A 25708-nucleotide genomic window follows, 5' to 3' on the forward strand; every position below is an offset into this window, starting at 1 on the left:
CCGCATGGACACCACGGCACGACCTCTCAGCCAGTTGACCCTGACCGCCCGCGCTGGCCGTGATCCCCTGATCCGGGGGCTGGCGGTGGACAGCCGGGCGGTGCGCGAAGGCTTTCTCTTTGCGGCGCTGCCCGGAACCAGGATGCACGGGGCGCGGTTTGTCGCCTCGGCGTTGGAACGGGGCGCTGCCGCGATCCTGACCGATGCGCAAGGGGCCGGGATCGCCGCCGAGGCGCTGGAGCGGTCGGAGGCCGCTCTGGTCGTGGCGCAGGATCCGCGACAGGCGCTGGCCTATGCCGCCGCGCTGTGGTTCGGGGCGCAGCCGGAAACCATGGTCGCGGTGACCGGCACCAACGGCAAGACATCGGTCGCCAGCTTCACCCGTCAGCTCTGGACCGCGCTGGGCCATGACGCGGTGAATGTCGGCACCACCGGCGTCGAGGGCGCCTGGACCGCGCCGCTGGCCCATACCACGCCCGAGCCGATCACGCTGCACCGCGTGCTGGCCGAGGCCGCCCGCGCCGGCGTCACCCATGCTGCGATGGAGGCCTCCAGCCACGGTCTCGAACAGCGCCGGTTGGACGGGGTGCGGCTCTGCGCTGCGGCATTCACCAATTTCACCCAGGATCACCTGGATTATCACGACACGTTCGAAGCCTATTTCGCCGCCAAGGCCCGGCTGTTCCGCGAGGTGCTGCCCGAGGACGGGATCGCCGTCATCAACTTTGACGACCCGCGCGGGGCCGAAATGCGCGCGGTTGCCGCCGCACGGGGACAGGAGGTGATCACGATCGGCCGCGGCATGGGGGATCTGTGCCTTCTGGGCCAGCGCTTCGATGCCACCGGGCAGGATATCAGGTTCAACTGGCAGGGGCGTCCCTTTCAGCAGCGGCTGGACCTGATCGGCGGGTTTCAGGCGTCCAACGTGCTGGTGGCCTGCGGTCTGGCGATCGCCGGCGGCGAGGATCCGCTGGAGGTGTTCGGGGCTCTGCCCCAGCTGCGCACCGTGCGCGGGCGGATGCAGCTGGCGGCCACGCGCGAAAACGGCGCGGCAGTGTTCGTGGACTATGCCCATACGCCCGACGCCGTGGCAACCGCGCTGACCGCGCTGCGGCCGCATGTTCTGGGCCGCCTCATCGCCATCATCGGCGCCGGCGGCGACCGCGATGCCAGCAAGCGGCCGCTGATGGGGCGGGCTGCCGCGGAGGCCGCGGACACGGTGATCGTCACCGACGACAACCCCCGCAGCGAAGATCCCGCGACGATCCGCGCCGCGGTGATGCAGGGCGCGCCGGGGGCGATCGAAATCGGCGACCGGGCCGAGGCGATCCTGCGCGGCGTTGACATGCTGGGGCCGGGGGATGCGCTGCTGATCTGCGGCAAGGGTCATGAAACCGGGCAGATCGTGGGCGACGACGTGCTGCCCTTCGACGACAGCGAACAGGCCAGCATGGCCGTCGCGGCGCTGGACGGAGGCGTGGCATGACGCTCTGGACCGCAGCCGAGGCCGTGGCCGCGACCGGCGGCGAAACCCCGCGCGACTGGGCCGCGACCGGCGTCTCCATCGACACCCGCAGCTTGCAGCCGGGCGATCTCTTCGTGGCGCTGAAGGCGGCCCGCGATGGTCACGATTTCGTCGCACAGGCGCTGGAGAAGGGCGCCGCCGCCGCTCTGGTGTCGCGCGTGCCAGCAGGCGTCGCGCCGGACGCGCCGCTTCTTCTGGTCGATGACGTGCAGGCCGCGCTCGAGGCGCTGGGCCGCGCAGGCCGCGCCCGGTGCCGGGCTCATGTGGTGGCGGTAACGGGATCGGTAGGCAAGACTTCGACCAAGGAGATGCTGGCCGTCGCCCTGCGCGGACAGGGGCAGGTGCATGCCAGCGTCGCCAGCTACAACAACCACTGGGGCGTGCCGCTGACGCTGGCGCGGATGCCGCGCGACACCGATTTTGCGGTGATCGAGATCGGCATGAACCGCCCCGGCGAGATCGCGCCGCTGGCACGCATGGCGCGGCCGCATGTGGCGCTGATCACCACCGTCGCGCCGGCGCATCTGGAGGCCTTCGACAGCGTCGAGGCGATCGCCCGCGAAAAGGCCGCGATCCTGGAGGGGCTGGAGCCCGGCGGCACCGCGATCCTGAACGCCGACATTCCATCTGCGCAGGTGCTGTTCGGCCGGGCGCGTGATCTGGGCGTGGCCGCGCAGGGCTTCGGGCGCGCCGCGCTCGACTGGCGGCTCGGTCAGGTCGCGGTGCGGAATGACCGGACCGTTGCCTTCGCCGAAGGTCCTGGCGGCGCGCTCGGCTTCACCCTGAATACGGCCGGCGCACATTTCGCGATGAACGCGCTGGGCGCGCTGGCCGCCTGCGCCGCGCTGGGCGCCGATTCCGTCCGCGCCGCCCGCGGTCTGACCGACTGGGCCCCATATCAAGGCCGCGGCGTCCGCGAAACCGTCACGCTGGCCGACGGCCCCCTTGATATCATCGACGATTCCTACAACGCCAACCCCACGTCGATGGAGGCCGCCCTGGCCGTGCTGGCCGCCACCGAACCGGCGGGCGGTCGCCGCATTGCCATCCTCGGCGACATGAAGGAACTCGGCCCCCGGGCCGCGGCCCTGCACGCGGCCCTGGCCGACACCGATCCGATGCAGGCGTTGGACCGGGTGCACTGCGTCGGCCCGCTCATGCGGGCGCTGCACGACGCCCTGCCGGAAAGCCGCCGTGGCATTTGGCGCGAAACCGGCGACGCGTTGCTGGCCGATCTGCCGGGCCTCGTCGAAACAGGCGACATCGTGCTCATCAAGGGCTCGAACAGCGTGGGGCTGGGCCGGGTCGTTGACGCCATTCGCAAATTGGGCCAAGGCGCGCCGCAACGTGCCGAATAGGGAAAGGGTGCCATGCTCTACTGGTTGACCGCGCTGTCGGACGGGGGGGACGTCTTCAACCTCTTCCGCTACATCACCTTCCGCGCGGGCGGGGCGTTCCTGACCGCGCTGCTGTTCGGCTTTCTGTTCGGCCGGCCGCTGATCGACGTGCTGCGCAAACGCCAGGGCAAGGGGCAGCCGATCCGCGACGACGGCCCCGCGGGTCATTTTTCCAAGGCCGGCACGCCGACCATGGGCGGGCTTCTGATCGTCGGCGCGCTGGTGACGGCGACGCTGCTCTGGGCGCGGCTCGACAACCCGTTCGTGTGGCTGGTGCTGTTCGTGACGCTCGCCTATGCCGCGATCGGCTTTGCCGACGACTATGCCAAGGTCAGCAGGCAGAACACCCGCGGCGTGCCGGGCAAGCTGCGCATTGCGCTGGGCATCCTGATCGGCGTGGTCGCCGCGCTTTGGGCCGCCGATTTCCACCCGCCGGCGCTGCAGAACCAACTGGCCGTTCCGGTCTTCAAGGACGTGCTGATCAATCTCGGCATCTTCTACGTCCCCTTTGCCGTCATCGTCATCGTTGGCGCGGCCAATGCCGTGAACCTGACCGACGGGCTGGACGGGCTGGCGATCATGCCGGCGATGATCGCAGCTTCTTCCCTGGGCGTGATTGCCTACGTGGTGGGCAACATCAACTTCTCGGAATACCTCGGTATCCACTACGTCCCCGGTACCGGCGAGATCCTGATCTTCACCGCCGCCCTGTTCGGCGGCGGCCTTGGGTTTCTCTGGTACAACGCGCCACCCGCAGCCGTGTTCATGGGCGACACCGGCAGCCTCGCGCTGGGCGGGGCGCTGGGCGCGATCGCCGTGGCGACCAAGCACGAACTGGTCCTTGCCATCATCGGCGGCCTCTTCGTGGTCGAGGCGCTCAGCGTCATCATCCAGGTTCTCTACTTCAAACGCACCGGCAAGCGCGTCTTCCTGATGGCGCCGATCCACCACCACTACGAAAAGCTCGGCTGGTCCGAACCCACCATCGTGATCCGGTTCTGGATCATCTCGCTGATCCTGGCCATGATCGGGCTCGCCACGCTCAAGATCCGCTGACACAGCCCGCTTGCAAGGGTCCGCATCCCATGCTTCTTTCTGGTCCGAAATACCCCGGGGGTCCGGGGGCAGCGCCCCCGGAAGACAACGCATGATACCAGTCCAGGGCTTCGCCGGCGCACGCATCGCCATTCTCGGCCTTGGCCGATCGGGCCTTGCCGCCGCCCGCTCCCTGCGCGCCGGCGGGGCCGAGCCGGTCTGCTGGGACGACAACCCCGCCGCGCGCGCGGCCGCCGAAACCGAAGACTTCGCCATCGCCGACCTCTCCCGCCCCGGCGCCTTCGACGATATCGCCTCGTTGATCGTCTCGCCCGGCATCCCGCACCTTTACCCCGCGCCCAACCCGATCGTCGCCGCCGCGCTGCGGGCGGGCGTGCCGGTGGACAATGACATCGGCCTCTTCTTCCGCTCCTGGGCCACGGGCCAATGGGACGAATTCGACGTGATGCCGCGGGTGGTGGCAGTCACCGGCTCCAACGGCAAATCCACCACCTCGGCGCTGATCCACCACATCCTGCGCGAGGCTGGCAAGCCCACGCAGCTGGCCGGAAACATAGGGCGCGGCGTGCTGGATCTCGATCCCGCCCGCGATGGCGAAGTCGTTGTGCTCGAACTCTCCAGCTATCAGACCGATCTGGCCCGCGCGCTGACGCCAGATATCGCCGTCTTCACCAATCTCTCGCCCGACCATCTGGACCGCCACGGCGGCATGGGCGGTTATTTCGCGGCCAAGCGGCGGCTCTTTTCCGAAGGCGGCCCCGACCGCGCCGTGATCGGCGTGGACGAAGACGAAGGCCTGTTCCTCGCCGGCCAGATGGCGCAGACGCCCGCCGACGACCGGGTGATCCGCATCTCTGTCGCGCGCAAGCTGGCAGGGCCTGGCTGGAACGTCTTTGCCCGCAAGGGGTTCCTGTCCGAATACCGCAAGGGGCGGCAGGCGGCGTCGATCGACCTGCGCAGCATCACCGGCCTGCCCGGCGCCCACAACCACCAGAACGCCTGCGCAGCCTATGCGGTCTGCCGGGCGCTGGGGCTTGCCCCGCGCGTGATCGAGGCCGCTCTGCGGTCCTATCCCGGCCTGCCGCATCGCAGCCAGGTGATCGCCGAGGCCGGCGGCGTGACCTTCGTCAACGACTCCAAGGCCACCAACGTGGACAGCGCCGCCCGCGCCTTGGCCGCGTTTCCGCGTATCCGCTGGATCTGCGGGGGACTGGAGAAAGAGGGCGGCCTCCAGGCACTCAACGCACATGCCGGCAATGTCGCCAAGGCCTATGTGATCGGACGCGAGGCGGCGGCCTTTGCCATGCAGCTCGATGTCGAGGCGGAAATCTGCACCACCATGGCCCGCGCGGTTGAACGCGCGATGGCGGACGCCCGGCCGGGCGACACCGTGCTGCTGGCCCCGGCGGCGGCCAGTTTCGACCAGTATGACAATTTCGAACAGCGCGGCGAGGATTTCACCGCGCAGGTCCGGGCCCGCCTGGCGGACGAAGCGGGCGAATAGGCCTCAGTTCAGCCGCGCCACCACATAGGCCGCAAGGTCATGCAGCATGTCCCGCAGATCGCCGTCGGGCAGGGCCTTCAGCGCCGCGCGCGCGCGGTCGGCCCAGGTGTTGGCATCGTCGCGGGTGGCCTCCAGCGTGCCGTATTTCTTCATCAGCCCCAGCGCATGGTCGAGGTCGCCCTCTTCCTGCCGGCCCTTTTCGATGGTCCGCTGCCAGAAGGACCGTTCTTCCTCGGTCGCCCGTGCCACCGCCTTGATCACCGGAAGCGTCAGCTTGCGTTCGCGGAAATCGTCGCCCACGTTCTTGCCGGTGGCACGGCTGTCGCCCTGATAGTCCAGCAGATCGTCAACGATCTGGAACGCGATCCCCAGCGCGTCGCCGTAGTCGTAAAGCGCCTGCACCTGGCGCTCGGGCGCGCCGGCGATCACGCCGCCCACCTGCGTTGCCGCCGAAAAAAGCGCTGCGGTCTTGCCGCGCACGACCTTCAGGTAAACCTCTTCGTCCGTGCGCAGATCGGTGGCGGCGGTCATCTGCAGCACCTCGCCCTCGGCGATCGTGGCCGAGGCATTGGCCAGGATGTCCAGCACGCGCAGCGATCCGGTTTCCACCATCAACTGAAAACTGCGCGCGAACAGGTAGTCGCCCACCAGCACGCTGGACTTGTTGTCCCACAGCAGGTTGGCCGTGGGCCGACCGCGCCGCTGGGCGCTTTCGTCCACCACGTCGTCATGCAGCAACGTCGCGGTGTGGATGAACTCGACCGTCGCGGCCAGCCGGATGTGGTGGTCGCCGTCGTATCCGCACAGCCGCGCCGCCGCCAACGTCAGCATCGGCCGCAGCCGCTTGCCGCCCGCTTCGACCAGATGCGCGGTCACCTCGGGTATGCGCGGGGCATGTTCCGACGCCATGCGGTCGCGGATCAGCCGGTTGACCGCCTCCATTTCGCCGGCCAGCACCGTGGCCAGGCGTTCATGCGGCTTGCTCGTCGTGCTCTGGTCCATTCCATCCCCTGCGCAGGCTCGACATCGCCCGGATATTGCTCTTATTTCCGTTGACATGAAAGAGCTTCTGCGCAGCACCGACCCGACCGTTCTGGCCTTTGCCGCCGCCCTTCTCGAGGGCGAGGATATAGACTGCTTTCAGGTGGACGTAAACATGAGCGTGCTCGAAGGCAGCCTGGGCATCCTGCCGCGCCGGATGATGGTGCGCGAGGCCGATTACGACCGGGCCGCCCGCGCCATGCGGGACAACGGAATCGAAGTGACGCCGTGAGCGGATTTGCCGACCACGACCTGACCAGGAACGCCTTCCTGGGCAGGAGTCTGCACCTGTGGCAGCCGCGCCGGGGCTATCGCGCGGGTGTGGATCCGGTGCTGCTGGCCGCCGCCGTTCCGGCACGGGCGGGACAGGCGGTGCTGGATCTGGGCTGCGGGGCAGGGGCGGCGGCGCTGTGTCTGGGCACGCGGGTGCCGGGGCTGCGCCTGACCGGGGTGGAGCTGCAACCGGCCTATGCCGATCTGGCCCGGCGCAACGGTGCCGAGAACGGCATTGCCCTGGAGGTCGTGACCGCCGACCTGTCGGACCTGCCGCCCGACCTGCGCCAGCGGTCCTTTGACCACGTCATCGCCAACCCGCCCTATTTCCGCGCGGGGGCCCATACCGGCGCGCGGGACGCGGGCCGCCGCGTGGCGCTGGGCGAGGAGACGCCGCTCGACCGCTGGATCGAGGTCGCCGCGCGGCGGCTGGCGCCCCGGGGATACCTGCACATGATCCAGCGGGCCGAGCGTCTGCCCGACATGATGGCGGGCTGCGCGGGCCGCCTGGGATCGGTCGAGGTGCTGCCGCTGGCCGCGCGGCCAGGGCGGGCACCCGAACTGGTGATTCTCCGCGCGCGCAAGGGCGGGCGCGCGGCCTTCCGCCTGCATGCGCCCGTGATCATGCACCAGGGCGCGCAGCATCTGGGCGACCGCGAACACTACACGCCGGAAATCCTTGCCGTGCAAAGGGATGGCGCGCCGCTGCCTTGGCCCGCGCGGTGACGGTTGTTTCCGATCCGGTCCGTTCATATGTCGGATTCGTGACAGTTTTCCGCCGACGCGGCGTGACAGGTCGTCGTGGATGTGGTCAACTTGTCTGGCTGAGTTCAATAGAAGGAGGATCGCCATGAGCGTCAGTTCGCACCTGGAAGAACTGAAACGAAAGCACGAAAGCCTGGACCACCAGGTGGAAGAGCTTCAGCGATCTCCCGGCGTGGACGATCTCGAAATCGCCGCCCTCAAGAAGCAGAAACTCAAACTCAAGGAAGAAATCGAGCGTCTGTCACACTAACGGGCGCCCATGCTGGCGCGCGCGGCAAGCACCGCGCCGCCGGTTATCAGCAGGGCCGCCATCGCCAGCGTCCAGGTCGGCGCGGCGATGCCGGCCAGCACCAGAACAAGCGTGGACAGCAGCGGCGCCGCATACGAGCTGGTGCCAAGCATCTGGATGTCGCCGCGCTTGACCCCGATATCCCAAGTGTAAAAGGCCAGCCCCACGGGGCCGAGCCCAAGGGCGATCGTCGAGGCCCAGCCCACGGCGCCGGCGGGCCAGACCGTGTCTTCGACCGCGAAATGCAGCATCCACGAGGCGATCGCCGTCGCCACGCAGAACACCGCGACGGAACTGGTCGGCGCGTGGCCCACACGGCGCGACAGGACCGAATAGCTGGACCAGGTCAGAGCGCAGAGCAGCGCCAGCCCGTAGCCTGCCAGATATTCGGCGCGAAACCCGCCGCCGCCCCCGCCGGTGATGATGAGCGCGGCCCCTGCAAACCCCAGAATCGCGCCCAGCATGTGCCCCGCGCGCAGCCGTTCGCCCGGCAACAGGCCCGACAAGAGCACGATCAGCAGCGGCCAGAGATAGGCGATCAGTCCGGCCTGCGCCGGCGGCGCCAGCCGCAGGGCCGAGAAATAGAGCGCATGATACCCGAACAGCCCGACCGTTCCGAAGGCATAGACCTGCCAGGGCACCCGGCGCAGCCCGGCCAGACCGCCGCTGGCGGCGGTCCAGACCAGCCCCAGCGTGCCGCCGATGGTAAAGCAGATCGCGTTGAGCAAAAGCGGCGGCGTGGGGGCCGAGCCGACCGTGAACAGGGCCAGCAGAGACCAAAGCAGGACAGCCGTGAAACCGATGGCCGTGGCGCGGGTCTTGGTCATGCGGGGGGGACGTCCTCGACGGGAATGATGGTCAAAGCGTCCGAGACGTAGGATGTTTTCTCGATCTCGGCAAGGATCCATTCGCGGAACGCCCTGACCTGGGGGCGGTCCTCGGTTCCCAGGGGGCAGAGAAACCGGAACCCGGCCCTGGATTCGACGGCGATCCCGTAGGGTGCGACCAGCCGGCCTTCGTGCAGGTCGGTCACCACCATCGACCGCCGCCCCAGCACCACTCCCATTCCGGACAATGCCGCGTCAACGGCGTGGTCGGCCTGCGAGAAATGCGCCCCCTGCGCGGGCGCAAAATCGATCCCTACCGCGCGGAACCAGGCGGGCCAGTCGCAGGGCGGGGTCAGGAAGGAAATCGAATCGTCAAAAATGAACGGTGCCTCGCGCAGGCTTTCCGGCGTGGGGTATCGTTGCGCCAACTCCGGCGTCATCACCGGGGTCACCCATTCACGGCTCAGGGGCAATGAGCAGAGCCCGTCGTCGTCGCCCTGCCCAAACCGGATCGCCACGTCGATGCCGTCACGGTCGAAATCCATCATCCGCAGACTGGCCGAGAATTTCAGCTCGATCTCGGGATGCGCGCGGGCAAAGTCGTATAGCCGCGGCGCAAGCCATTTCGCGGTGAAACCGGGGCCGGCCGTCACCGTCAGGTTGGTGTCATTGGTCAGACGCCTGGCCTGCTGCCACGCCGCCGACAACGCCCGGAAGCCCTCGGCCGCGCCGGGGGCCAGCGCCCGGCCTGCCTCGGTCAGCTCGACGGCACGGTTGAGGCGGCGGAACAGGGGCTGGCCCAGATGCTGTTCCAGCGACTTGATCTGAAAGGACAGTGCTGCCGGTGTGACGTGCAACTCTTCGGCGGCCTTGGCAAAGGACATGTGCCGCGCGGCTGCATCAAAGGCGCGCAGTGCGGTCAGAGGGGGGAGGCGATCGGGCATAATCAGTTAAATTATACTTGATTGAACGCCCGAAAAGTCTCGTTTGTCGTTTTTTGTAAAGGGGCCACATTGGAGACAACAAAGAAATCCTGATCCGAACGGAGCCCGCCATGATCGAATATCCGACCACCGACACCGCCCGAATCGCCATGCGTCGCGCCAGCGAAGAGCGCGCCCGCGTCTTTCGCGAACTTTTTGGCGGGCTGTTTGCGTGGCGCCGCGCCTTTGCCTTTCGCGCCCGCCGCTTCCAGCCGCTGCGCCACGCCTGAGCGGGGCGCGCCCGTGCAAAAAGCAAGGGCCGGCCATCCGAGGCCGGCCCTTCTGTCTTGAAAGCCTCCGCTGTCAGACGAAGAACTGCCCGCCATTGGCCGAGATGGTCGAGCCGGTGATGAAGCCCGATTCCTCGGCGGCGAGGAACACCACGCAGCGGGCGATCTCTTCCGGTTCGCCCAGCCGGCCCACCGGGATCTGACCGATGATCGCCTCGCGCACCTTGTCCGGCACTGCCATCACCATGTCGGTGGCGATATATCCGGGGCAGACCGCGTTGGCGGTGACATTGAACCGCGCCCCTTCCTGAGCCAGCGACTTGACGATGCCCAGATCACCGGCCTTGGTCGCGGCATAGTTCACCTGGCCGAACTGGCCCTTCTGGCCGTTGATCGAACTGATCACGATCACCCGGCCATATTTGCGTTCGCGCATCCCCGGCCAGACCGGGTGGATGGTGTTGAAAACGCCGGTCAGGTTGGTGTCGATCACCTCCTGCCACTGTTGCGGCGTCATCTTGTGGAACGGCGCGTCGCGGGTGATCCCGGCATTGGCCACGACCACGTCGATCGGGCCAAGCTCGGCCTCGACCTTCTCGATCCCCGCTTTCGATTCCTCGTAGCTGGCGACATTCCACTTGTAGGTCTTGATGCCGGTTTCCTCGGTGAATTTGGCGGCCGCTTCGTCATTGCCGGCATAGGTGGCGGCAACCTCATAGCCTTCGGCCTTGAGCGCCTTGGAAATGGCCGCGCCGATGCCGCGCGATCCTCCGGTGACCAGTGCAATTCGAGCCATTCTGTCCTCCGTTTGGCGTAATGCGTTGGTAACTCTGTTACGGAACTAAAGTTAGATGCGCAATATTATTGCGCGCAGAATTTTCTGCGATGCGGAATTTTTTGTCGCAGGGTGGCGGGCCGGCCCCTGCGACAAAAAAGGGCGCCTGTGCGGTGCCCTCTTGTGTGTTTCATCGACCGTGGCCGGCATCCTCAGGGCCGCTCGACGCAGAGCGCGACCCCCATGCCGCCGCCGATGCACAGCGTGGCAAGACCTTTCTTGGCGCCGCGGCGCTTCATCTCGAACAGCAGCGTGTTGAGGATCCGGTTGCCCGAAGCGCCAATCGGGTGGCCGATGGCGATCGCGCCGCCGTTCACGTTCACGATCGAGGGGTTCCAGCCCATGTCCTTGTTCACGGCCAGCGCCTGGGCGGCAAAGGCTTCGTTGGCCTCGACAAGATCCAGGTCATCCACGGTCCAGCCGGCCTTTTCCAGCGCCTTGCGCGAGGCCGCGACCGGGCCGATGCCCATGATCGACGGGTCCACGCCGGCGGTGGCATAGGACACGATCCGCGCCAGCGGCTCGATCCCGCGCTTTTCGGCATTGTCGGCGCTCATCAGCAGCACGGCGGCGGCGCCGTCATTGATTCCGCTGGCATTGCCGGCGGTCACGGTGCCGTCGCGGGTGAAGGCGGGGCGCAGCCTCTGAAGGCTTTCCAGATTGGCGCCGTGGCGGATGTATTCGTCCTTGTCCACCACGATGTCGCCCTTGCGGGTCTTGATCGTGAAGGGGATCACCTCGTCGTCGAACTTGCCGGCCTTTTGCGCGGTTTCGGCCTTGTTCTGGCTGGCCAGCGCGAATTCATCCTGCGCCTCGCGGCTGATCTGCCACTTCTCGGCGACGTTTTCGGCGGTCTGACCCATGTGATAGCCGTTGAACGCATCCCACAGCCCGTCGCGGATCATCGTGTCGATGAAGCTCATGTCACCCATCTTCTGGCCCTGGCGCAGCGGCGCGGCGTGGGGGCTCATCGACATGTTTTCCATGCCGCCGGCGCAGACGATGTCGGCATCCCCCAGCTGGATGTGCTGCGCGCCGATGGCGACCGAGCGCAGGCCCGAACCGCAGACCTGGTTCACGGTCCATGCCGCCGATTCGATCGGCAGGCCGGCGTTCACATGCGCCTGCCGGGCGGGGTTCTGGCCCTGGGCGGCGGTCAGGACCTGGCCCATGATGGTTTCCGACACCTCCGCCTTGTCGATGCCGGCACGGTCGACCACGGCCTCGAGCACGGCGCGTCCAAGGTCGTGGGCCGGGGTGTTGGCGAACGAGCCGCCGAAACTGCCGACGGCGGTGCGTGCGGCGGATGCGATTACTACGTTGGTCATGTGATCGAGGTCCTCTGCCATATGCAGCGGGAACCTGCCGGGGCGTCTCCCTGCGCGCGCCCCGATCCCTCCCGCGGTTCACGGGGGCATGGATAACCGATTGCTGCAGGTGCAGCAAGGAACAGGGTGTCTCAGGCCGGTGGCGTCAGGCCGAGGCGCGGTCTTCGGATTTCTCCTTCCACGGGGGGCGGACCGAGGGCGCGCCGAAGAGATAGCCCTGCAGGCAGTCCACGCCCCGTGAGACAAGGTATTCGGCGTCTTCGCGGGCCTCGACCGATTCCGCGATCACCAGCATGTCGAATTCACGCGCGATCGCGCACAGGGCCGACACCAGTGCCCGGTTGTCGGGGTTGGCATGGATGCCGCGGATGTATTGGCCGTCGATCTTGACCGCGTCAAAGAAGAAATCGCGGAAATGCCGGACCGCGACGGCGCCCGAGCCGAAATCGTCGAGCGCGAACGCGATGCCGCGTCCCTGAAGGCGGTCCATGAAGTCGATCACCAGTTCGGGCACCAGCATGGCCGAGGGTTCCGAGATCTCCAGGATCAGCCGTTCGCCCAGCGTTGCGTCCTGCCTGAGAAAGCGGTCAAGGATACGCATCCATCGCTGGTAGCCGATCGAGCGCGCCGACATGTTGATTGCCAGCCGCAGGGCAGGGTTGCGCACAAGCGTCCTGAGCCCGATTTCGAGCGCGTTGCAGTCCAGTTGCCGGCCCAGTTCGCCGTTTTCAACGGTGTCCATGAAGTCACCCGCCGGGATCACCCGGCCGGTGGCGTCGAGCACGCGAATCATCGCCTCGTAAAAGGCAACGCCATGCGGTGGGCGGGCCTGCATCACGGGTTGGAACGCCAGCAGGCAGTTCTTGTGCCGGATCGCGCTGGCGACCATGTCCATGATCCGCGAATCCCGCGCCGCGATCGCCGCCGTCAGCGGGTTGTCCGCCCCGTCCGGCAGATCGGCTCGCGGCCGTTTTTGTCCGAAATGTCGCCCCATGTTCTGACCCGTTCCTTCGACGCCATGACAGGATTCGGCCACAGGGATTTACGGGCGGTTAAAGGTCGCATTTGACATGAATTCGCGGCAGATTGGCGGCAGACAGGGGAGAGGCGATGCGATGGAACGATGCGGCTGGGCGGGACCCGAGCAGATCTATATCGACTACCACGATCACGAATGGGGAGTGCCGGAATGGGACAGCCGGGCGCTTTGGGAAAAGCTGATCCTTGACGGCTTTCAGGCCGGGCTGAGCTGGATCACGATCCTGAAAAAGCGCGACAATTTCCGCGCCGCCTTTGCCGGGTTCGACCCGGACGTGATCGCCGGCTGGGGCGAAGCCGAGGTCGCCCGCCTTCTGGCGGATCCCGGCATCATCCGCCACCGCGGCAAGATCGAGGCGACGATCGGCAACGCCCGCGCCTGGCGGCGGATCGAGGCGCAGGGCGGGTTCGACCGGTTCCTGTGGGACTATGTGGACGGCAGACCGATCCGCAACCGATGGCGCAGCCTGTCCGAAGTGCCGGCCTTCACGCCTCTGTCCGAGCGGATCTCGAAGGATCTGAGAAAGGCCGGGTTCCGGTTCTGCGGTCCGACCATCGTCTATGCCTTCATGCAGGCGGTGGGGATGGTCAACGACCACCTCGTCACCTGCCCGCGGCACGAAGAGGTCGCGGCGCTCGGGCGGTGAGCGCCGCGCGCCGTCAGGGGATCAGCCTGCGGACATAGCCGGGCAGGGCAAAGGCGCCCTTGTGCACGTCGGGGGTGTAATAGTCGGTGTCGATCCCGGCGGCCGCGAAGCGGCGGGTCAGTTCCTCGACCGGCACCTGCCGCGCATCGCCGTCGGTGCCCCAGCCAAAGGCCATCGGCCCCCCGGCATAGGTGGGGATCGTGGCCAGATAGCAGGTCGCGTCGGCAAAGAGTGCCTTGAAGGCCCGCATCGTGTTGGTCAGCTCTTCGCCCTGCAGGAACGGCACGCCGTTCTGGGTCACCAGAATGCCGCCTGGCGCCAGCGCGCGTTTGGCATGGCCATAGAAGGTGTCGGTGAACAGCACCTCGCCGGGGCCTATCGGGTCGGTGGAATCGACGATGATCACGTCAAAGCCGCCATCGGTTTCGCGCATGAACGCGGCGCCGTCGGCGATCACCAGGTTCAGACGCGGGTCGTCAAAGGCCCCGGCGCTGAGCGCGGGCATGTATTCGCGGCAGAACTCGACCACGCCCGCGTCGATCTCGACCATGGTGACGTGCTCGACGGTCTTGTGGCGCAGCACCTCGCGCGCCATGCCGCCGTCGCCGCCGCCGACGATGCAGACCCGCCGGGCGGCCCCGTGGGCCAGGATCGGCACATGGGTCAGCATTTCATGGTAGATGAAATTGTCGCCCTCGGTGGTCTGCACCACATCGTCCAGCGTCATGATGCGCCCGAAGGTGGGGTTCTCGAACACCTTGATCCGCTGATGGTCGGTCTTGCTGTCATAGAGCATCCGCGCAACTCGCAGGGATTGCGCGAAATCGTCATGCAGCGGTTCGGTGACCCAGTCGCCCTTGAGTCCCTCGATCTTCATGCCGCCACCCCGGCCTCTTGCACGAGACCGGAGCCGCGGCGCAGCTCCTGCACGCGCACGTCCGAGGTGCCAAAGGCGGCCTTGAGCACGTCTACGGCTTTCCACGGCTGCGCATCGCCGCACATGAACACGTCGAAGGCGCCATAGCCGATCTCGGGCCAGGTGTGCACGCTGATATGGCTTTCGGCCAGAACCGCCACGCCCGACACGCCCTGGGGGCTGAACTTGTGGGTGTGGATGTGCAGCAGCGTCGCGCCGCAGACGTCCACGCAGTCGCGGAACGCCTTCTGGATGCGGTCCTCGTCATCCAGGCCGTGGCCGTTCACGACCTCGATGATGAGGTGCGTGCCGGCGAAGACTTCGCCGTCGCGGCGGATGAAATGATCGTCGCGCGAGTCATCGAAGATGTCGCGGTCGCAGACGGTTTCGGTGGTCGCAGCAGAAATGCCGCGGGCTTGATCTTCCGCTTGGGCGCCTGTCTCCAGACCGATCCCCAGTTGGAAGAGGTTGGCGTCTTTCATGGCGCTTCCCCTTCGTTCCAGTAGATGACAATCCAGACGGTCCCTTAGCGCCCCCCCGATGTCTCCCGAGGTTGGGATCGGTCCCGCGATGTGAGGGGGCAAATAGGGTGAGGTGCCGAGTCGTGCAAGAAATTTCTTGGCATGGTGCGAAAAATTTCGGCAAAAGAGCGCGTTTTCGATGGCCGAAAGATGAGGTAAAATAATACCTACTTTCCAAGTGATTGAAATCACGTTGCAAAATAAGGATCGACGGTCTTGACTGAACGCGTGCCGGGAATTAAACCCCGTCCATCGAATTCGGGCAGGTGTCTTTGACGCGCCTGCCTTTCACGTTCAGACAGGACCGAGGCCATGAAAACCTTTTCTGCCACCCCGGCCGACATCGAGAAGAAGTGGATCCTGATCGACGCCGAGGGCGTCGTGCTGGGCCGTCTTGCCTCGATCGTCGCCAGCCGCCTGCGCGGCAAGCACAAGCCCACCTTTACCCCGCACATGGACATGGGCGACAACGTTATCGTCATCAATGCCGACAAGGTGCAGATGACCGGCAAGAAGCGGGACGAGAAATTCTACTGGCACACCGGCTATCCCGGCGGGATCAAGTCGCGCACCAAGCAGCAGATCCTGGAAGGCGACCACCCCGAGCGCGTGGTCTATCAGGCGGTCAAGCGGATGCTGCCCGGCAACCGCCTGTCGCGCCGCCAGCTGACCAACCTGCGCATCTACGCCGGCGCCGAGCACCCGCACGAGGCGCAGAAGCCCGAAGTTCTGGACGTCAAGTCCATGAACAAGAAAAACACCCGGAGCTGATGAACGATGGCTGATCAGATCAATTCTCTCGAAGAGCTGGGCGCCGTCGCCGGCGTTGAAACCGTGGTCGAAGAGGCCGCCGCGCCGCGCGAACCCGTGCGTGACGAGCTGGGCCGTTCCTATGCCACCGGCAAGCGCAAGGACGCGGTGGCCCGCGTCTGGATCAAGCCGGGTTCGGGCAAGGTGACGGTGAACGGCAAGGACATGAACGTCTATTTCGCCCGTCCCGTGCTGCAGATGATCCTGCGCCAGCCGTTTTCGGTGGCCGGGGTCGAGGACCAGTTCGACGTGGTCGCGACCGTCAAGGGCGGTGGCCTGTCGGGCCAGGCCGGCGCGGTCAAGCACGGCATCTCGAAGGCACTGCAGCTTTATGATCCCAGCCTGCGCCCGGCGCTCAAGGCCGCGGGCTTCTTGACCCGCGACAGCCGCGTGGTGGAACGCAAGAAATACGGCAAGCGCAAGGCGCGTCGGAGCTTCCAGTTCTCCAAGCGCTGACCGGGCTTCCCGGAATTGCGAAAGGGGCTGCGCGGTGGCGCGGCCCCTTTTTCGTTACCGGCTGCCCTGCGGGGGCGCGGCCGAGCCGGGCGGCCGTCAGACCAGCGCCGTGACCCAGAGGATCGTTGCGTCTTCGGGGCTGACCGAGATCACGTTGTGCCCCATCGTCGCGTCGTAATAGGCGCTGTCGCCGCGGCGCATCTCGACCGGTTCATAAAACTCCGTGTAGAGCTTGATGACCCCGGTCAGGACATAGAGGAACTCTTCTCCGTCGTGGCGCACCCAGCCGTCGAATTCCTCCATCGACCGGGCCCGGACGCGCGCGCGATAGGGCAGCATCTTCTTCTTGGTCAGGCTCTCGGCCAGCAGCTCGTGTTCGTAGGTCGCCGTGGCATGCGCCGCGCCTTCGCCGTTGCGGGTCAGCACCATACGGCCGTTCACCTGTTCCTTCTGCGGCGGGGTGAAGAGCTGGGGGACCGAAATCTGCAATCCCACCGCCAGCTTCTTCAGCGCCTCGTAGGTGGGCGACATCTGGCCGTTTTCGATCTTGCTGAGCGTCGAACGCGCCAGCCCGGCCTGATTGGCCGCCTGTTCCAGCGTCCAGCCTTGGGCCTTGCGCAATTCGCGCACGCGGGCGCCAAGGTCGAGAGGTTCGGCCAGTTCCTCGTCTCCGCCGTTGCGGGCGATACGGATCAGTGATTTCGGGTCGCGCGTGGTCATGAACCTTTAATAGGGGCGCGGCGGCGCACTTGCAACGCGGGGCAGGGCGGGCTAGCCAACGGCCATGCTGTCCGTTTTCGATCGGGGGCCACCGCCGCCCTGTCCCGCGCCGTTCAATCTGGCCGCCCATGTGCTGGGGCGGGCGAAGGAACTGGCCGACAAGGTGGCGCTGTCGGTTCTGGGCACCGAGGGGGCCGAGGACTGGACCTATGCGCGGCTCGAGGCCGCGGTGCGCGGCACCGGGACCGGGCTTCGGCGCGCGGGGCTCGCGCCGGGGCAGATCGTGCTCATGCGGCTGGGCAATACGGTGGATTTTCCCGTGACCTATCTGGGCTGTATCGCCGCCGGGCTGGTGCCGGTGCCGACCTCGTCACAACTGACCGAGGCGGAGACGGCCAGGATCATCGACGAGTTGCAGCCCGCCGCAGTGCTGCGCGACCCGGACGTGGCCTGCGCGGCTCATCCGCGCCAGATCGGACTGGACGAACTGGAGGCCATGCGCGCCCTGCCGCCCTGCGACTGGGCGTTGGGGGATCCTAACCGTTTGGCCTATGTGGTCTATACCTCCGGCACCTCGGGCAGCCCCCGCGCGGTGGCCCATGCGCATCGGGCGATCTGGGCGCGACGGATGATGGTGGATGGCTGGTATGGGCTGACCGAAAACGACCGGCTGTGCCATGCCGGCGCGTTCAATTGGACCTATACTCTGGGCACCGGACTGATGGATCCCTGGACGGTGGGCGCGACCGCGCTGATCCCCGCGCCGGGAACCGAGATTTCTGCTCTGCCCGGCCTTCTGCGTCAATACGAGGCGACGATATTCGCCGCGGCGCCAGGCGTTTATCGAAAAATCTTGAAGGATCACGCGAAGCTTGACCTGCCCGCGCTGCGCCACGGGCTGTGTGCCGGCGAAAAACTGTCGCGCCACCTGCACGAGGCATGGCGCGCCGCCACCGGCACCGAGCTCTACGAGGCCTATGGCATGTCGGAATGCTCCACCTTCATCTCGGCCTCGCCCAGTCATCCGGCGCGCGGGGATGCGCTGGGCCGGCCGCAAAAGGGCCGCCGCGTGGCGATCATCGGCGAAGACGGCCAGCCCGTCGCGCAGGGGCAGGAGGGCACCATCGCGGTTCACCGTGACGACCCCGGGCTGATGCTGGGCTATCTGAATGCTCCGGATGAAATGCAGGCGCGGATGCGGGGCGACTGGTTCCTGACCGGCGACCAGGGCGCGATGGCCGCGGATGGGCAGGTGTTCTATCTGGGACGCGCCGACGACATGATGAACGCCGGCGGCTACCGGGTTTCTCCGGTCGAGGTGGAAACCGCGCTGGCCAGCCATCCCGGCATCGACCAGGTCGGCGCCGCCGAGGTGCGGGTGAAGGAGGATGCCAGCATCATCGTCGCCTTCTATACCGGCCCCGCGCCACTGGACGAAGCGGACCTGAAAGCCTATGTCGCCGGGAAACTGGCGCGCTACAAGCAGCCGCGCGCCTTCGTCCACCTGCCGGCCCTGCCGACCGGCGCCAACGGAAAGCTCCTGCGCCGCGCCCTGCCGGCCTATTTCGGAAACCCGCCTTCATGACCGACCAGACCGTCAAGCTCGACATCCTTTCGGACCCGATCTGCCCTTGGTGCTATATCGGCAAGACCCAGCTCTTTCGCGCGCTCGAGGCGCATCCCGACCACCCCTTCGTGATCGAATGGCACCCGTTCCAGCTCAATCCCGACATGCCCGAGGGCGGGATGGACCGGCGCGAATATCTGGAAACCAAGTTCGGCGGCAAGGAAGGTGCCGTGAAGGCCTACGCGCCTGTGGTCGAGCAGGCCGAAAAGCTGGGGCTGAACATCAATTTCGAGGCGATGAAGCGCACACCCAACACGCTGGACGCGCACCGGCTGATCCACTGGGCGGGGATCGAGGGCAAGCAGACCGCGGCGGTCGATGCGCTGTTCCGCGCCTATTTCAACGAGGGCCGCGACATCGGCGACCATGAAGTTCTGGCCGATATCGCCGACGGCATCGGCATGGACGCCTCGGTGGTGATGCGCCTTCTGAAATCGGACGCGGACAAGAACGACATCCGCGCCCGCGATGCGCATAGCCGCAAGATGGGGGTCAACGCGGTGCCGACCTTCATCGTCGCGGGCAAACACGCCGTCCCCGGCGCCCAACCGCAGGAGCTGTGGGAACAGGTGATCGACGAGATTACAGAGAAGCTGGCGGGGTGATGGACGTCAGCGCCAGAACCATCGTCATCTCGCTCTTTCTGGTGCTCTCCGGCGGCACGGTCTTTTTCCGTCATGTCGAAGGCTGGAGCTGGATCGACGCCTATTTCTTTACCGTGGTGACGGTCTCCACCGTGGGCTATGGCAATCTCGTGCCGGCGACGGCGCTGGGCAAGATCGGGGCGACGGTTCTGATTTTCGTCGGGCTGGGCGTCTTTGCCGTGGCGATCCACCGCTTTGCCAACTACCACATGCGCAAGCGCGAAGAGCATACCGAATGGCTGTTCGCCCTGCTGGGCCGCGAACAGCAAGAAGGGCAACCCGCCAACGAGGACGAGCCACCCGACGCCGTTCGGCCCGGCGAGTAACTGGATCGCGCCGATCAGAACGGCAGGAACCCGTCGCCGAGCTCATAGGACTTGATCGCCAAGAGCGGCTGGTCGCCGTCATGGGCAAAGGCAAAGACGTGGGCCATGTCATTGGCCAGCGTGATCCGGCAGAACACGGCGTCCGTGTCGAATTCGGCCGGACACCCCTCGAGATCCGCATGCTCTACCGCCGCTTCGAACATCTCATAGGTGAGCACGCCGCCGCCTGGATAGAATGTTCCGCCCGAATGCGACTCTCCAGGCCCCGAAGCCGGTGCAGCCCCCGCCGCAAGCGTGAGCAGAACAGTGACAAATGCAAGTTTCTTCATCGTTTCCATCCCTTTGAAGTCATCGGTGAGAGTGTCTTACAAAAATACTAAGAAAATATGCAATCCCCCTTTTCTCTCGTTGCGAAACCGGGGATACAGACCGGGTTGCCAGAAGGAGTTCCCATGCAGACCCGCATGTCCAAGCCGGAATTCATCGCGCTGATTGCGATGATGTTCGCCACGATCGCCTTTTCGATCGATGCGATGCTGCCCGCCTTTCCGCAGATCGGCGCCGAGCTCAGCCCCCAAGACGTGAATCGCGCGCAACTGATTCTGACCGCCTTCGTTCTGGGCATGGGGGTGGGCACCTTCTTCACCGGGCCACTGTCCGATGCCTTCGGGCGCAAGCCGGTGATCTATGCAGGCTCCGCCCTTTACATCGCAGCCGCCGCGCTGGCGTGGGCCAGTTCCTCGCTCGAGGTGGTGCTGGCCGCGCGCATGTTGCAGGGACTGGGGGCGGCGGCGCCGCGCGTTGTGGCGCTGGCCATCGTGCGCGATCTCTATGTGGGCCGCGAAATGGCGCGGCTGATGTCGATCGCGATGATGATCTTCACCATCTTCCCCGCCTTCGCCCCGATGATGGGGGCGGGGATCATCGCCTTTACCGGCTGGCGCGGGATCTTCCTCGCCTTCATGCTGTTTTCGGTCATCACCATGCTGTGGATGGGTCTGCGCCTGGACGAACCGCTCGCCCGCGAAAACCGCCGCCCGTTCCGCCTGCCGCTGCTCTGGGGCGCGGTGGTCGAGATGGTGACCCATCCAACCGTGCGCCTGTCGATCATGGTCCAGACCCTGTGCATGGGGATGCTGTTCACCATGCTGGTCATGGTGCAGCCGGTCTATGACGTCATCTACGACCGCGCCGACAGCTTTCCCTTCTGGTTCGGCGCGGTGGCGCTGGTGTCGGGCAGCGGCTCGGTCCTCAACGCGGGCCTCGTGGTGCGTCTGGGAATGCGGCGCATGGTGACCTGGTCGTTGGCCGCGCAACTGGGACTGACGAGCGTGGTTCTTGCGCTCTCCACTACCGGCCACGAACCGTTCGGGCTGTTCGTGCTATGGCAATGCAGCGTGTTCTTCATGGCCGGTACCACGTTGGGCAATCTCAACGCCATAGCGATGGAGCCGATGGGCCACATCGCGGGCATGGCGGCATCGGTGATCGGGGCGATCTCGACAGTGCTCGCCGCGTCGATCGTCGCGCCGATCGGCCTGACCTTCGATGGTACGCTGATCCCGCTTGCCACGGGGCTGCTGATCATGAGTGCCGTAGGCTACGCCCTGATCCTGCACATGGCCCGGGTCGAGGCGCGGCTCGAAGCCTGACCCGCCGCCATCCCCGACTTAACGCCCACCCCCTTCATCTTGCTTGGAAATACTCCGGGGTGAATGGGCCGCAGGCCCAGAGGGGCAACGCCCCTCCCACGCCCCCCCCCGCGGCCGCAATCCACCCGCCTGCCGGTTACTCCTCATACCACCACACATCCGGCAGGAACCCGATCCGGTCGCCATAGATCGGCAACCGCTCGGGATAGTGCAACTGTCGGACATGGGCGATCCGCCCCACGTCATACTGCCAGATCGGGATCACATAGCGCCCCGCCGTCAGAACCCGGTCCAGCGCCCGGACAGCCGACACGAAATCCTCGTGACTGGTCGCTGCCAGCATCGCGTCGATCATCGCCTCCGCCGCCGGGGAGTTCATCCCCATCAGGTTGCGCGATCCGGACTCCGTCGCGCCGGCGCTGCCCCAATAGAGCCGCTGTTCGGTGCCGGGACTCAGCGACAGGTCGCGGCGGAACGTGGTCATGTCGAAGTCGTACACCGCCTCCCGCGCGGCATATTGCGCCTCATCGACCTTTTCCACCGTCACCTCGATCCCCAGCCGCTCGAGCGCCTGGGCGTAGATGTCCACCGCGGTCTCCATCTCGCCCGCGCTTTGCCGCAGCAGGATCGTGAACCGCAGCGGGCGCCCCTCGGCATTGCGCAGCACCCCGTCCTGCACGGTCCAGCCCGCCTCGCGCAACAGCTTGACCGCCTTTCGCAGGTTGCGGCGGTTGCGGGCGGTGCCGTCGCCTTTGGGCAGCTCATAGCCCTCCAGTGCGCCCGGCGGCAGGCTACCCGCAAAGGGCTCCAGCAGTTCGCGCACCCGTCCCCTGGCCGGACCGTGGCGCATGCCCAGCTCCGAATTGGAAAAATACGAGGTGATCCGCGGTTGCGCCCCGCCGGTGACCGTTTCGTTGATATATTCGAAGTTGAAGGCCAAAATCAGCGCCTCGCGCACGCGCCAGTCGTCAAAGGGCGCCCGGCGCGTGTTCATCACCAGCCCGGTCATGCCGCTGGGCCGTTTGTGCGGGATCTCCGACAGCACGATGTCGCCGCGCTGCACGGCCGGGAAATCATATTGCGTCTGCCAGCGTTCGGCGTTGAATTCGCGGAACACGCTCAGCTGCCCGGCCTTGAACGCCTCGAACAGAGCGGTTTCATCGCCGAAAAATTCGATCCGCATCTCGTCGAAATTCTGCGTACCGCGCCGGAACGGCAGGTTGCGCCCCCAGTAATCGGGATTGCGCTTCAGCGTGACATGGCGGCCGGGCTCGAAATCGCTCACCACATAGGCGCCGGTGCCGATGGGGATCGTCTCCAGCCCCGAGGCGGTGAAATCCCTGCCTTCCCACTGCGCCTTTTTCAGAATCGGCCGCAGCCCCGCGATCAGCGCCAGTTCCCGGTTGTCGGTCTTGAAAGAAATCCGCAGGCTGCGCGGTCCGGTCTGTTCGATCGTCTTGATCTGTGTCCACAGCGTCCGATAGCGCAACTGCCCCTTGGTGCCCAGGGTCTCGTAGGACCAGATCACGTCCTCGACCGTGACCGGGGAGCCGTCCGAGAATCGGGCCTCCGGTCTCAGGGTGAATTCGACCCAGGACCGATCCGGCGCGGTGCGGACCGATTCGGCCAGAAGCCCGTAAAGGGTGAAGGGTTCGTCCCAGCTTCGCCCCATGAGGGATTCGTATCCCCAGAACCGCAGCTGCCAGGGCGGATTGCCCTTGCGGATGAACGGGTTCAGCGAATCGAAACTGCCGACATTGCCAAAGACGATTCTGCCGCCCTTGGGCGCATCGGGGTTGGCATAGGGCAGGGACACAAAATCCGGTGGTAGGGCGGGGTCGCCATACATAGCTATGCCATGCGCTGATTCTGCAGACGCGAATCCGGCGGCAAGGATCAGGCTGATTCCTGAGATCAGCGACCTGACGCGGGGGAAAAAATCCAAGCCCATTTTGGCAACAATCCTGCTCGGCCTTTGTTTTCTTGGGCCAAAGGGTATCCGCCGATTCCCGTCTTTTCAAACTTTTAGCTTGGAGAACGGCGTCGAATTGCTTATAAAGAGGGCACTGCTCGATAGGTTTCTTGCCTGTATGAAACCTGCCTCAATAACTGGACGCCCGCCTTGCGCGGGCGTTTTTTTTTGCAGAACGACCGGGCAAGGCAAGGGCGCCGTCCGCGCGGTTTTCCCATTCCTTTTGCAGATGCAGCATGGCAGGGTGCGCGCCAGACAGGATCAGCAGGAGGACGACCCATGACGCTGGCTGGCAAGACCGCCGTCATTACCGGATCGAATTCGGGCATCGGGCTGGGCATCGCGCGCGAACTGGCGCGTGCGGGGGCGGACGTGGTGCTCAACTCGTTCACCGACCGCGAAGAGGACCACGCGCTGGCGGCGGCGTTGGGCGAAGAGTTCGGTGTGGCCGCGCGCTATATCAAGGCCGACATGTCGAAAGGCGACGAATGCCGGGCGCTGATCGAACAGGCCGGCGCTTGCGACATCCTGGTGAACAATGCCGGCATCCAGCACGTCGCGCCGATTGACGAATTCCCGGTCGAGAAATGGGATGCGATCATCGCCATCAACCTGAGCTCGGCCTTTCACACCACCGCCGCCGCGCTGCCGATGATGCGGGCGGCCGGCTGGGGGCGCATCGTCAACATCTCGTCAGCGCACGGGCTGACCGCTTCGCCCTTCAAGGCGGCCTATATCGCGGCCAAGCACGGGGTGGTGGGGCTGACCAAGACCACCGCGCTGGAGACCGCCGAAGAGCCGATCACCGCCAACGCGATCTGCCCCGGTTATGTGCTGACCCCGCTGGTCGAGGCGCAGATCCCCGACCAGATGAAGGCGCACAACATGGACCGCGACACCGTGGTGCGCGAGGTGATGCTGGAACGCCAGCCGTCGCGCCAGTTCGCCACGGTGGAACAGATCGGCGGGACCACGGTGTTCCTGTGCTCCCCCGCCGCGGACCAGATCACCGGCACCACGATCAGCGTGGACGGCGGCTGGACCGCGCTGTAACGGGCGGTTGGCGGTTCACGCGAGCGCCCGCTCCAGATCCGCGATCAGGTCGTCGGCATCCTCCAGCCCCACCGACAGGCGGAAGATGCCGTCGCCCGCCCAATCGCGGTATGCGGCAAGCTGCGCCCCCTCCAGCCGGAACGAGGTTTCCATCAGCCCCTCGGTCCCCATCCAGAAGATCAGGCTGCGATGGTGGCCCAGCGACACGGCATAGTGGATCACCTTCAGCCGCTTGATCATCCGCTGCGCCAGCGCCTCGCCGGTGGCGGCATCGCCCACCTGAAACGCGATCATGCCGCCCATGTTCGACATCTGGCGCCGTGCCAGGTCATGCTGGGGGTGCGACGCCAAGCCGGGCCAGATCACCCGAGTGACCCTGGGATGCGTCTCCAGCCATTCCGCCACCGCCCGCGCCCCGGCCTCGTGCGCCTTCATCCGCAGGGGCAGGGTTGCAAGCCCCCGCGCGATCAGCCAGGCGTTGAAGGGCGACAGGATTCCACCGTGATGGATCCCGGCCTCGAGCCGCATCCGCTCCACCAGCTCGCGGGATCCGCAGATTGCGCCGCCCACCGCGTCGCCGTGCCCGCCGGCATATTTCGTGGTCGAGTGCATCACCAGATCCACCCCCAGCCCTGCCGCATCCATGCCGATGGGCGAGGCAAAGGTCGCATCGCAGGACAGAAGCGCCCCCGACTCGCGCGCGATCGCGGCCACGGCGGCCAGATCGGTGAGCCGCCCGATCGGGTTCACCGGCGTCTCGGTATGGATCAGCCGCGTATTCGGCCGGATCGCCGCCGCGACCGCGTCGAGATCGGCCATGTTCACGATCGAAACCTCGATCCCCAGCCGGCGCAGGGTGTCCCGCGCGAGCTCCGCCACCCCGGCATAGGAGACATCCGACACCACGCAGTGGTCGCCCGCCGACAGAAAGGTCAGAAAGATCGCGGTCGCCGCCGCCATGCCGGATGCGGTGCACAGGCACGCCTCGGTTCCCTGCAGCGCGGCCAGCTTGGCCTCGAGCATCGTCACGGTCGGATTGCCCCAGCGCGAATAAAGAAAACCGCTGCCTTCCTCGAGATCATGCGCCGAAAAGCCGGCCACGTTCTCGGTCACATAGGTCGAAGACATGTGAATCGGCGGAGCCGAGGCGCCTGTGGCGGGGTCCGGGCCTTCGCCGGCGTGAATGGCGGTGGTCATCGGGCCGAAACGGTTGCGGCGGGTCATGAGGGATCTTCCTTTCGTGCTTTGCCGCCACCCTGACCGGGCCGCCCCC

Annotated in this window: 28 protein-coding genes; 16 read left to right on the forward strand and 12 right to left on the reverse strand. The window is 66.2% G+C overall.

The features are described from left to right. Positions 1-4: 4 nt before the first annotated feature. The 4 genes from C4S70_RS14995 to murD all read left to right on the forward strand — a co-directional run bounded on the left by C4S70_RS14995 (position 5) and on the right by murD (position 5482). Positions 5-1486 carry a UDP-N-acetylmuramoyl-L-alanyl-D-glutamate--2,6-diaminopimelate ligase gene (locus C4S70_RS14995; RefSeq protein WP_104008925.1) on the forward strand — a complete coding sequence of 494 codons (1482 nt, stop codon included), beginning with the start codon at positions 5-7 and terminating at the stop codon, positions 1484-1486. Further along, entirely contained in the window at positions 1483-2883 is a 1401-nt protein-coding gene (locus C4S70_RS15000) for a UDP-N-acetylmuramoyl-tripeptide--D-alanyl-D-alanine ligase (RefSeq protein ID WP_104008926.1), read from the forward strand. Before C4S70_RS14995 ends, C4S70_RS15000 begins: the two co-directional genes overlap by 4 nt. Before the next feature lie 12 nt (positions 2884-2895). Then, positions 2896-3978 carry a phospho-N-acetylmuramoyl-pentapeptide-transferase gene (mraY, locus tag C4S70_RS15005; RefSeq protein ID WP_104008927.1) on the forward strand — a complete coding sequence of 361 codons (1083 nt, stop codon included), beginning with the start codon at positions 2896-2898 and terminating at the stop codon, positions 3976-3978. A gap of 91 nt (positions 3979-4069) precedes the next feature. Then, positions 4070-5482: a UDP-N-acetylmuramoyl-L-alanine--D-glutamate ligase gene (gene murD, locus C4S70_RS15010; protein WP_104008928.1), complete on the forward strand. Its 1413-nt coding sequence runs from the start codon at positions 4070-4072 to the stop codon at positions 5480-5482. 3 nt (positions 5483-5485) lie between these two features. Here murD and C4S70_RS15015 read toward each other — a convergent pair whose 3' ends face one another. Beyond that, on the reverse strand, positions 5486-6484 hold the full coding sequence (locus C4S70_RS15015) for a polyprenyl synthetase family protein (protein WP_104008929.1): 999 nt from the start codon (positions 6482-6484) through the stop codon (positions 5486-5488). Between the two features lie 55 nt (positions 6485-6539). On the opposite strand from C4S70_RS15015, the gene C4S70_RS15020 reads away from it, so the two are divergent. From C4S70_RS15020 to C4S70_RS15030, 3 genes are all read left to right on the forward strand, one after another. Beyond that, on the forward strand, positions 6540-6755 hold the full coding sequence (locus tag C4S70_RS15020; RefSeq protein ID WP_104008930.1) for a putative signal transducing protein: 216 nt from the start codon (positions 6540-6542) through the stop codon (positions 6753-6755). Then, on the forward strand, positions 6752-7522 hold the full coding sequence (locus tag C4S70_RS15025; RefSeq protein ID WP_104008931.1) for a tRNA1(Val) (adenine(37)-N6)-methyltransferase: 771 nt from the start codon (positions 6752-6754) through the stop codon (positions 7520-7522). The genes C4S70_RS15020 and C4S70_RS15025 overlap by 4 nt, the downstream gene beginning before the upstream one ends. 124 nt (positions 7523-7646) lie before the next feature. Beyond that, the gene (locus C4S70_RS15030) at positions 7647-7811 is read left to right on the forward strand and encodes a YdcH family protein (RefSeq protein WP_104008932.1); all 165 of its coding nucleotides are present in this window, start codon (positions 7647-7649) and stop codon (positions 7809-7811) included. On the opposite strand, the gene yddG is transcribed toward C4S70_RS15030, so the two are convergent. Together yddG and C4S70_RS15040 are read right to left on the reverse strand one after the other, a co-directional pair. After that, on the reverse strand, positions 7808-8677 hold the full coding sequence (gene yddG / locus C4S70_RS15035) for an aromatic amino acid exporter YddG (RefSeq protein ID WP_104008933.1): 870 nt from the start codon (positions 8675-8677) through the stop codon (positions 7808-7810). The two genes, C4S70_RS15030 and yddG, sit on opposite strands and share 4 nt — an antisense overlap. After that, positions 8674-9621: a transcriptional regulator GcvA gene (locus tag C4S70_RS15040; RefSeq protein WP_104008934.1), complete on the reverse strand. Its 948-nt coding sequence runs from the start codon at positions 9619-9621 to the stop codon at positions 8674-8676. Before C4S70_RS15040 ends, yddG begins: the two co-directional genes overlap by 4 nt. A gap of 110 nt (positions 9622-9731) precedes the next feature. On the opposite strand from C4S70_RS15040, the gene C4S70_RS18715 reads away from it, so the two are divergent. Beyond that, on the forward strand, positions 9732-9890 hold the full coding sequence (locus C4S70_RS18715; RefSeq protein ID WP_160114891.1) for a hypothetical protein: 159 nt from the start codon (positions 9732-9734) through the stop codon (positions 9888-9890). A gap of 73 nt (positions 9891-9963) precedes the next feature. Here C4S70_RS18715 and phbB read toward each other — a convergent pair whose 3' ends face one another. The 3 genes from phbB to C4S70_RS15055 all read right to left on the reverse strand — a co-directional run bounded on the left by phbB (position 9964) and on the right by C4S70_RS15055 (position 13047). After that, positions 9964-10686, reverse strand: coding sequence for an acetoacetyl-CoA reductase (gene phbB / locus C4S70_RS15045; protein WP_104008935.1), 723 nt, complete (start codon positions 10684-10686; stop codon positions 9964-9966). Between the two features lie 191 nt (positions 10687-10877). Further along, complete coding sequence (locus C4S70_RS15050) at positions 10878-12053, reverse strand: acetyl-CoA C-acetyltransferase (protein WP_104008958.1); 1176 nt, start codon at positions 12051-12053, stop codon at positions 10878-10880. A 145-nt stretch (positions 12054-12198) separates the two neighbouring features. Then, positions 12199-13047 (reverse strand): EAL domain-containing protein, encoded by an 849-nt coding sequence (locus C4S70_RS15055; RefSeq protein ID WP_104008936.1) that lies wholly within the window; start codon positions 13045-13047, stop codon positions 12199-12201. Positions 13048-13168: 121 nt separating this feature from the next. Between C4S70_RS15055 and C4S70_RS15060 the strand changes: the two genes are divergently transcribed. Beyond that, entirely contained in the window at positions 13169-13738 is a 570-nt protein-coding gene (locus C4S70_RS15060; protein WP_104008937.1) for a DNA-3-methyladenine glycosylase I, read from the forward strand. 13 nt (positions 13739-13751) lie between these two features. Here the strand turns inward: C4S70_RS15060 and speE are convergent, their stop codons facing one another. Then, positions 13752-14615: a polyamine aminopropyltransferase gene (speE, locus tag C4S70_RS15065; protein WP_104008938.1), complete on the reverse strand. Its 864-nt coding sequence runs from the start codon at positions 14613-14615 to the stop codon at positions 13752-13754. Beyond that, positions 14612-15136, reverse strand: a complete 525-nt coding sequence (gene speD / locus C4S70_RS15070) for an adenosylmethionine decarboxylase (protein ID WP_104008939.1) — start codon at positions 15134-15136, stop codon at positions 14612-14614. Before speD ends, speE begins: the two co-directional genes overlap by 4 nt. Before the next feature lie 351 nt (positions 15137-15487). Here speD and rplM point away from each other — a divergent pair, with 351 nt between their 5' ends. Both rplM and rpsI read left to right on the forward strand, forming a co-directional pair. Beyond that, complete coding sequence (rplM, locus tag C4S70_RS15075) at positions 15488-15946, forward strand: 50S ribosomal protein L13 (protein ID WP_104008940.1); 459 nt, start codon at positions 15488-15490, stop codon at positions 15944-15946. 6 nt (positions 15947-15952) lie between these two features. Continuing rightward, complete coding sequence (gene rpsI, locus C4S70_RS15080; protein ID WP_104008941.1) at positions 15953-16441, forward strand: 30S ribosomal protein S9; 489 nt, start codon at positions 15953-15955, stop codon at positions 16439-16441. A 96-nt stretch (positions 16442-16537) separates the two neighbouring features. Here the strand turns inward: rpsI and C4S70_RS15085 are convergent, their stop codons facing one another. After that, positions 16538-17161 carry a helix-turn-helix domain-containing protein gene (locus C4S70_RS15085; RefSeq protein ID WP_104008942.1) on the reverse strand — a complete coding sequence of 208 codons (624 nt, stop codon included), beginning with the start codon at positions 17159-17161 and terminating at the stop codon, positions 16538-16540. Positions 17162-17225: 64 nt separating this feature from the next. Between C4S70_RS15085 and C4S70_RS15090 the strand changes: the two genes are divergently transcribed. Genes C4S70_RS15090 through C4S70_RS15100 form a run of 3 tightly spaced genes read left to right on the forward strand, consistent with a single transcriptional unit; the run spans position 17226 to position 19758 of the window. Beyond that, complete coding sequence (locus tag C4S70_RS15090; RefSeq protein ID WP_104008943.1) at positions 17226-18746, forward strand: class I adenylate-forming enzyme family protein; 1521 nt, start codon at positions 17226-17228, stop codon at positions 18744-18746. Then, positions 18743-19393, forward strand: a complete 651-nt coding sequence (locus C4S70_RS15095; RefSeq protein WP_104008944.1) for a DsbA family oxidoreductase — start codon at positions 18743-18745, stop codon at positions 19391-19393. The genes C4S70_RS15090 and C4S70_RS15095 overlap by 4 nt, the downstream gene beginning before the upstream one ends. Then, positions 19393-19758, forward strand: coding sequence for a potassium channel family protein (locus tag C4S70_RS15100; protein ID WP_104008945.1), 366 nt, complete (start codon positions 19393-19395; stop codon positions 19756-19758). The genes C4S70_RS15095 and C4S70_RS15100 overlap by 1 nt, the downstream gene beginning before the upstream one ends. A 14-nt stretch (positions 19759-19772) precedes the next feature. On the opposite strand, the gene C4S70_RS15105 is transcribed toward C4S70_RS15100, so the two are convergent. Next, positions 19773-20087, reverse strand: coding sequence for a hypothetical protein (locus C4S70_RS15105; RefSeq protein ID WP_146064228.1), 315 nt, complete (start codon positions 20085-20087; stop codon positions 19773-19775). Positions 20088-20144: 57 nt separating this feature from the next. Between C4S70_RS15105 and C4S70_RS15110 the strand changes: the two genes are divergently transcribed. Beyond that, positions 20145-21410 (forward strand): MFS transporter, encoded by a 1266-nt coding sequence (locus C4S70_RS15110; protein ID WP_146064229.1) that lies wholly within the window; start codon positions 20145-20147, stop codon positions 21408-21410. A 136-nt stretch (positions 21411-21546) separates the two neighbouring features. Here C4S70_RS15110 and C4S70_RS15115 read toward each other — a convergent pair whose 3' ends face one another. Next, on the reverse strand, positions 21547-23361 hold the full coding sequence (locus C4S70_RS15115) for an extracellular solute-binding protein (protein ID WP_104008948.1): 1815 nt from the start codon (positions 23359-23361) through the stop codon (positions 21547-21549). A 300-nt stretch (positions 23362-23661) separates the two neighbouring features. Between C4S70_RS15115 and C4S70_RS15120 the strand changes: the two genes are divergently transcribed. Continuing rightward, on the forward strand, positions 23662-24435 hold the full coding sequence (locus C4S70_RS15120) for a 3-hydroxybutyrate dehydrogenase (RefSeq protein ID WP_104008949.1): 774 nt from the start codon (positions 23662-23664) through the stop codon (positions 24433-24435). Between the two features lie 15 nt (positions 24436-24450). Here the strand turns inward: C4S70_RS15120 and C4S70_RS15125 are convergent, their stop codons facing one another. Then, positions 24451-25659: a trans-sulfuration enzyme family protein gene (locus tag C4S70_RS15125; protein ID WP_104008950.1), complete on the reverse strand. Its 1209-nt coding sequence runs from the start codon at positions 25657-25659 to the stop codon at positions 24451-24453. Positions 25660-25708 lie beyond the last annotated feature (49 nt).

It is taken from the genome of Jhaorihella thermophila (assembly GCF_900108275.1).
Taxonomy (GTDB): Bacteria; Pseudomonadota; Alphaproteobacteria; order Rhodobacterales; family Rhodobacteraceae; genus Jhaorihella; species Jhaorihella thermophila.

Excerpts from the sequence above, each read along its gene's own strand:
- C4S70_RS15030 (WP_104008932.1), top strand. The coding sequence starts at position 7,647 with ATGAGCGTCAGTTCGCACCTGGAAGAACTGAAACGAAAGCACGAAAGC.
- C4S70_RS15015 (WP_104008929.1), bottom strand. The coding sequence starts at position 6,484 with ATGGACCAGAGCACGACGAGCAAGCCGCATGAACGCCTGGCCACGGTG.
- C4S70_RS14995 (WP_104008925.1), top strand. The coding sequence starts at position 5 with ATGGACACCACGGCACGACCTCTCAGCCAGTTGACCCTGACCGCCCGC.
- C4S70_RS15110 (WP_146064229.1), top strand. The coding sequence starts at position 20,145 with ATGCAATCCCCCTTTTCTCTCGTTGCGAAACCGGGGATACAGACCGGG.
- C4S70_RS15050 (WP_104008958.1), bottom strand. The coding sequence starts at position 12,053 with ATGACCAACGTAGTAATCGCATCCGCCGCACGCACCGCCGTCGGCAGT.
- C4S70_RS15090 (WP_104008943.1), top strand. The coding sequence starts at position 17,226 with ATGCTGTCCGTTTTCGATCGGGGGCCACCGCCGCCCTGTCCCGCGCCG.
- C4S70_RS15100 (WP_104008945.1), top strand. The coding sequence starts at position 19,393 with ATGGACGTCAGCGCCAGAACCATCGTCATCTCGCTCTTTCTGGTGCTC.
- C4S70_RS15020 (WP_104008930.1), top strand. The coding sequence starts at position 6,540 with ATGAAAGAGCTTCTGCGCAGCACCGACCCGACCGTTCTGGCCTTTGCC.
- C4S70_RS15085 (WP_104008942.1), bottom strand. The coding sequence starts at position 17,161 with ATGACCACGCGCGACCCGAAATCACTGATCCGTATCGCCCGCAACGGC.
- C4S70_RS15120 (WP_104008949.1), top strand. The coding sequence starts at position 23,662 with ATGACGCTGGCTGGCAAGACCGCCGTCATTACCGGATCGAATTCGGGC.
- rpsI (WP_104008941.1), top strand. The coding sequence starts at position 15,953 with ATGGCTGATCAGATCAATTCTCTCGAAGAGCTGGGCGCCGTCGCCGGC.
- C4S70_RS15115 (WP_104008948.1), bottom strand. The coding sequence starts at position 23,361 with ATGGGCTTGGATTTTTTCCCCCGCGTCAGGTCGCTGATCTCAGGAATC.
- C4S70_RS15105 (WP_146064228.1), bottom strand. The coding sequence starts at position 20,087 with ATGAAGAAACTTGCATTTGTCACTGTTCTGCTCACGCTTGCGGCGGGG.
- C4S70_RS15125 (WP_104008950.1), bottom strand. The coding sequence starts at position 25,659 with ATGACCCGCCGCAACCGTTTCGGCCCGATGACCACCGCCATTCACGCC.
- speE (WP_104008938.1), bottom strand. The coding sequence starts at position 14,615 with ATGAAGATCGAGGGACTCAAGGGCGACTGGGTCACCGAACCGCTGCAT.
- C4S70_RS15095 (WP_104008944.1), top strand. The coding sequence starts at position 18,743 with ATGACCGACCAGACCGTCAAGCTCGACATCCTTTCGGACCCGATCTGC.
- speD (WP_104008939.1), bottom strand. The coding sequence starts at position 15,136 with ATGAAAGACGCCAACCTCTTCCAACTGGGGATCGGTCTGGAGACAGGC.
- C4S70_RS15060 (WP_104008937.1), top strand. The coding sequence starts at position 13,169 with ATGGAACGATGCGGCTGGGCGGGACCCGAGCAGATCTATATCGACTAC.
- C4S70_RS18715 (WP_160114891.1), top strand. The coding sequence starts at position 9,732 with ATGATCGAATATCCGACCACCGACACCGCCCGAATCGCCATGCGTCGC.
- rplM (WP_104008940.1), top strand. The coding sequence starts at position 15,488 with ATGAAAACCTTTTCTGCCACCCCGGCCGACATCGAGAAGAAGTGGATC.
- mraY (WP_104008927.1), top strand. The coding sequence starts at position 2,896 with ATGCTCTACTGGTTGACCGCGCTGTCGGACGGGGGGGACGTCTTCAAC.
- C4S70_RS15000 (WP_104008926.1), top strand. The coding sequence starts at position 1,483 with ATGACGCTCTGGACCGCAGCCGAGGCCGTGGCCGCGACCGGCGGCGAA.
- phbB (WP_104008935.1), bottom strand. The coding sequence starts at position 10,686 with ATGGCTCGAATTGCACTGGTCACCGGAGGATCGCGCGGCATCGGCGCG.
- C4S70_RS15040 (WP_104008934.1), bottom strand. The coding sequence starts at position 9,621 with ATGCCCGATCGCCTCCCCCCTCTGACCGCACTGCGCGCCTTTGATGCA.
- murD (WP_104008928.1), top strand. The coding sequence starts at position 4,070 with ATGATACCAGTCCAGGGCTTCGCCGGCGCACGCATCGCCATTCTCGGC.
- yddG (WP_104008933.1), bottom strand. The coding sequence starts at position 8,677 with ATGACCAAGACCCGCGCCACGGCCATCGGTTTCACGGCTGTCCTGCTT.
- C4S70_RS15055 (WP_104008936.1), bottom strand. The coding sequence starts at position 13,047 with ATGGGGCGACATTTCGGACAAAAACGGCCGCGAGCCGATCTGCCGGAC.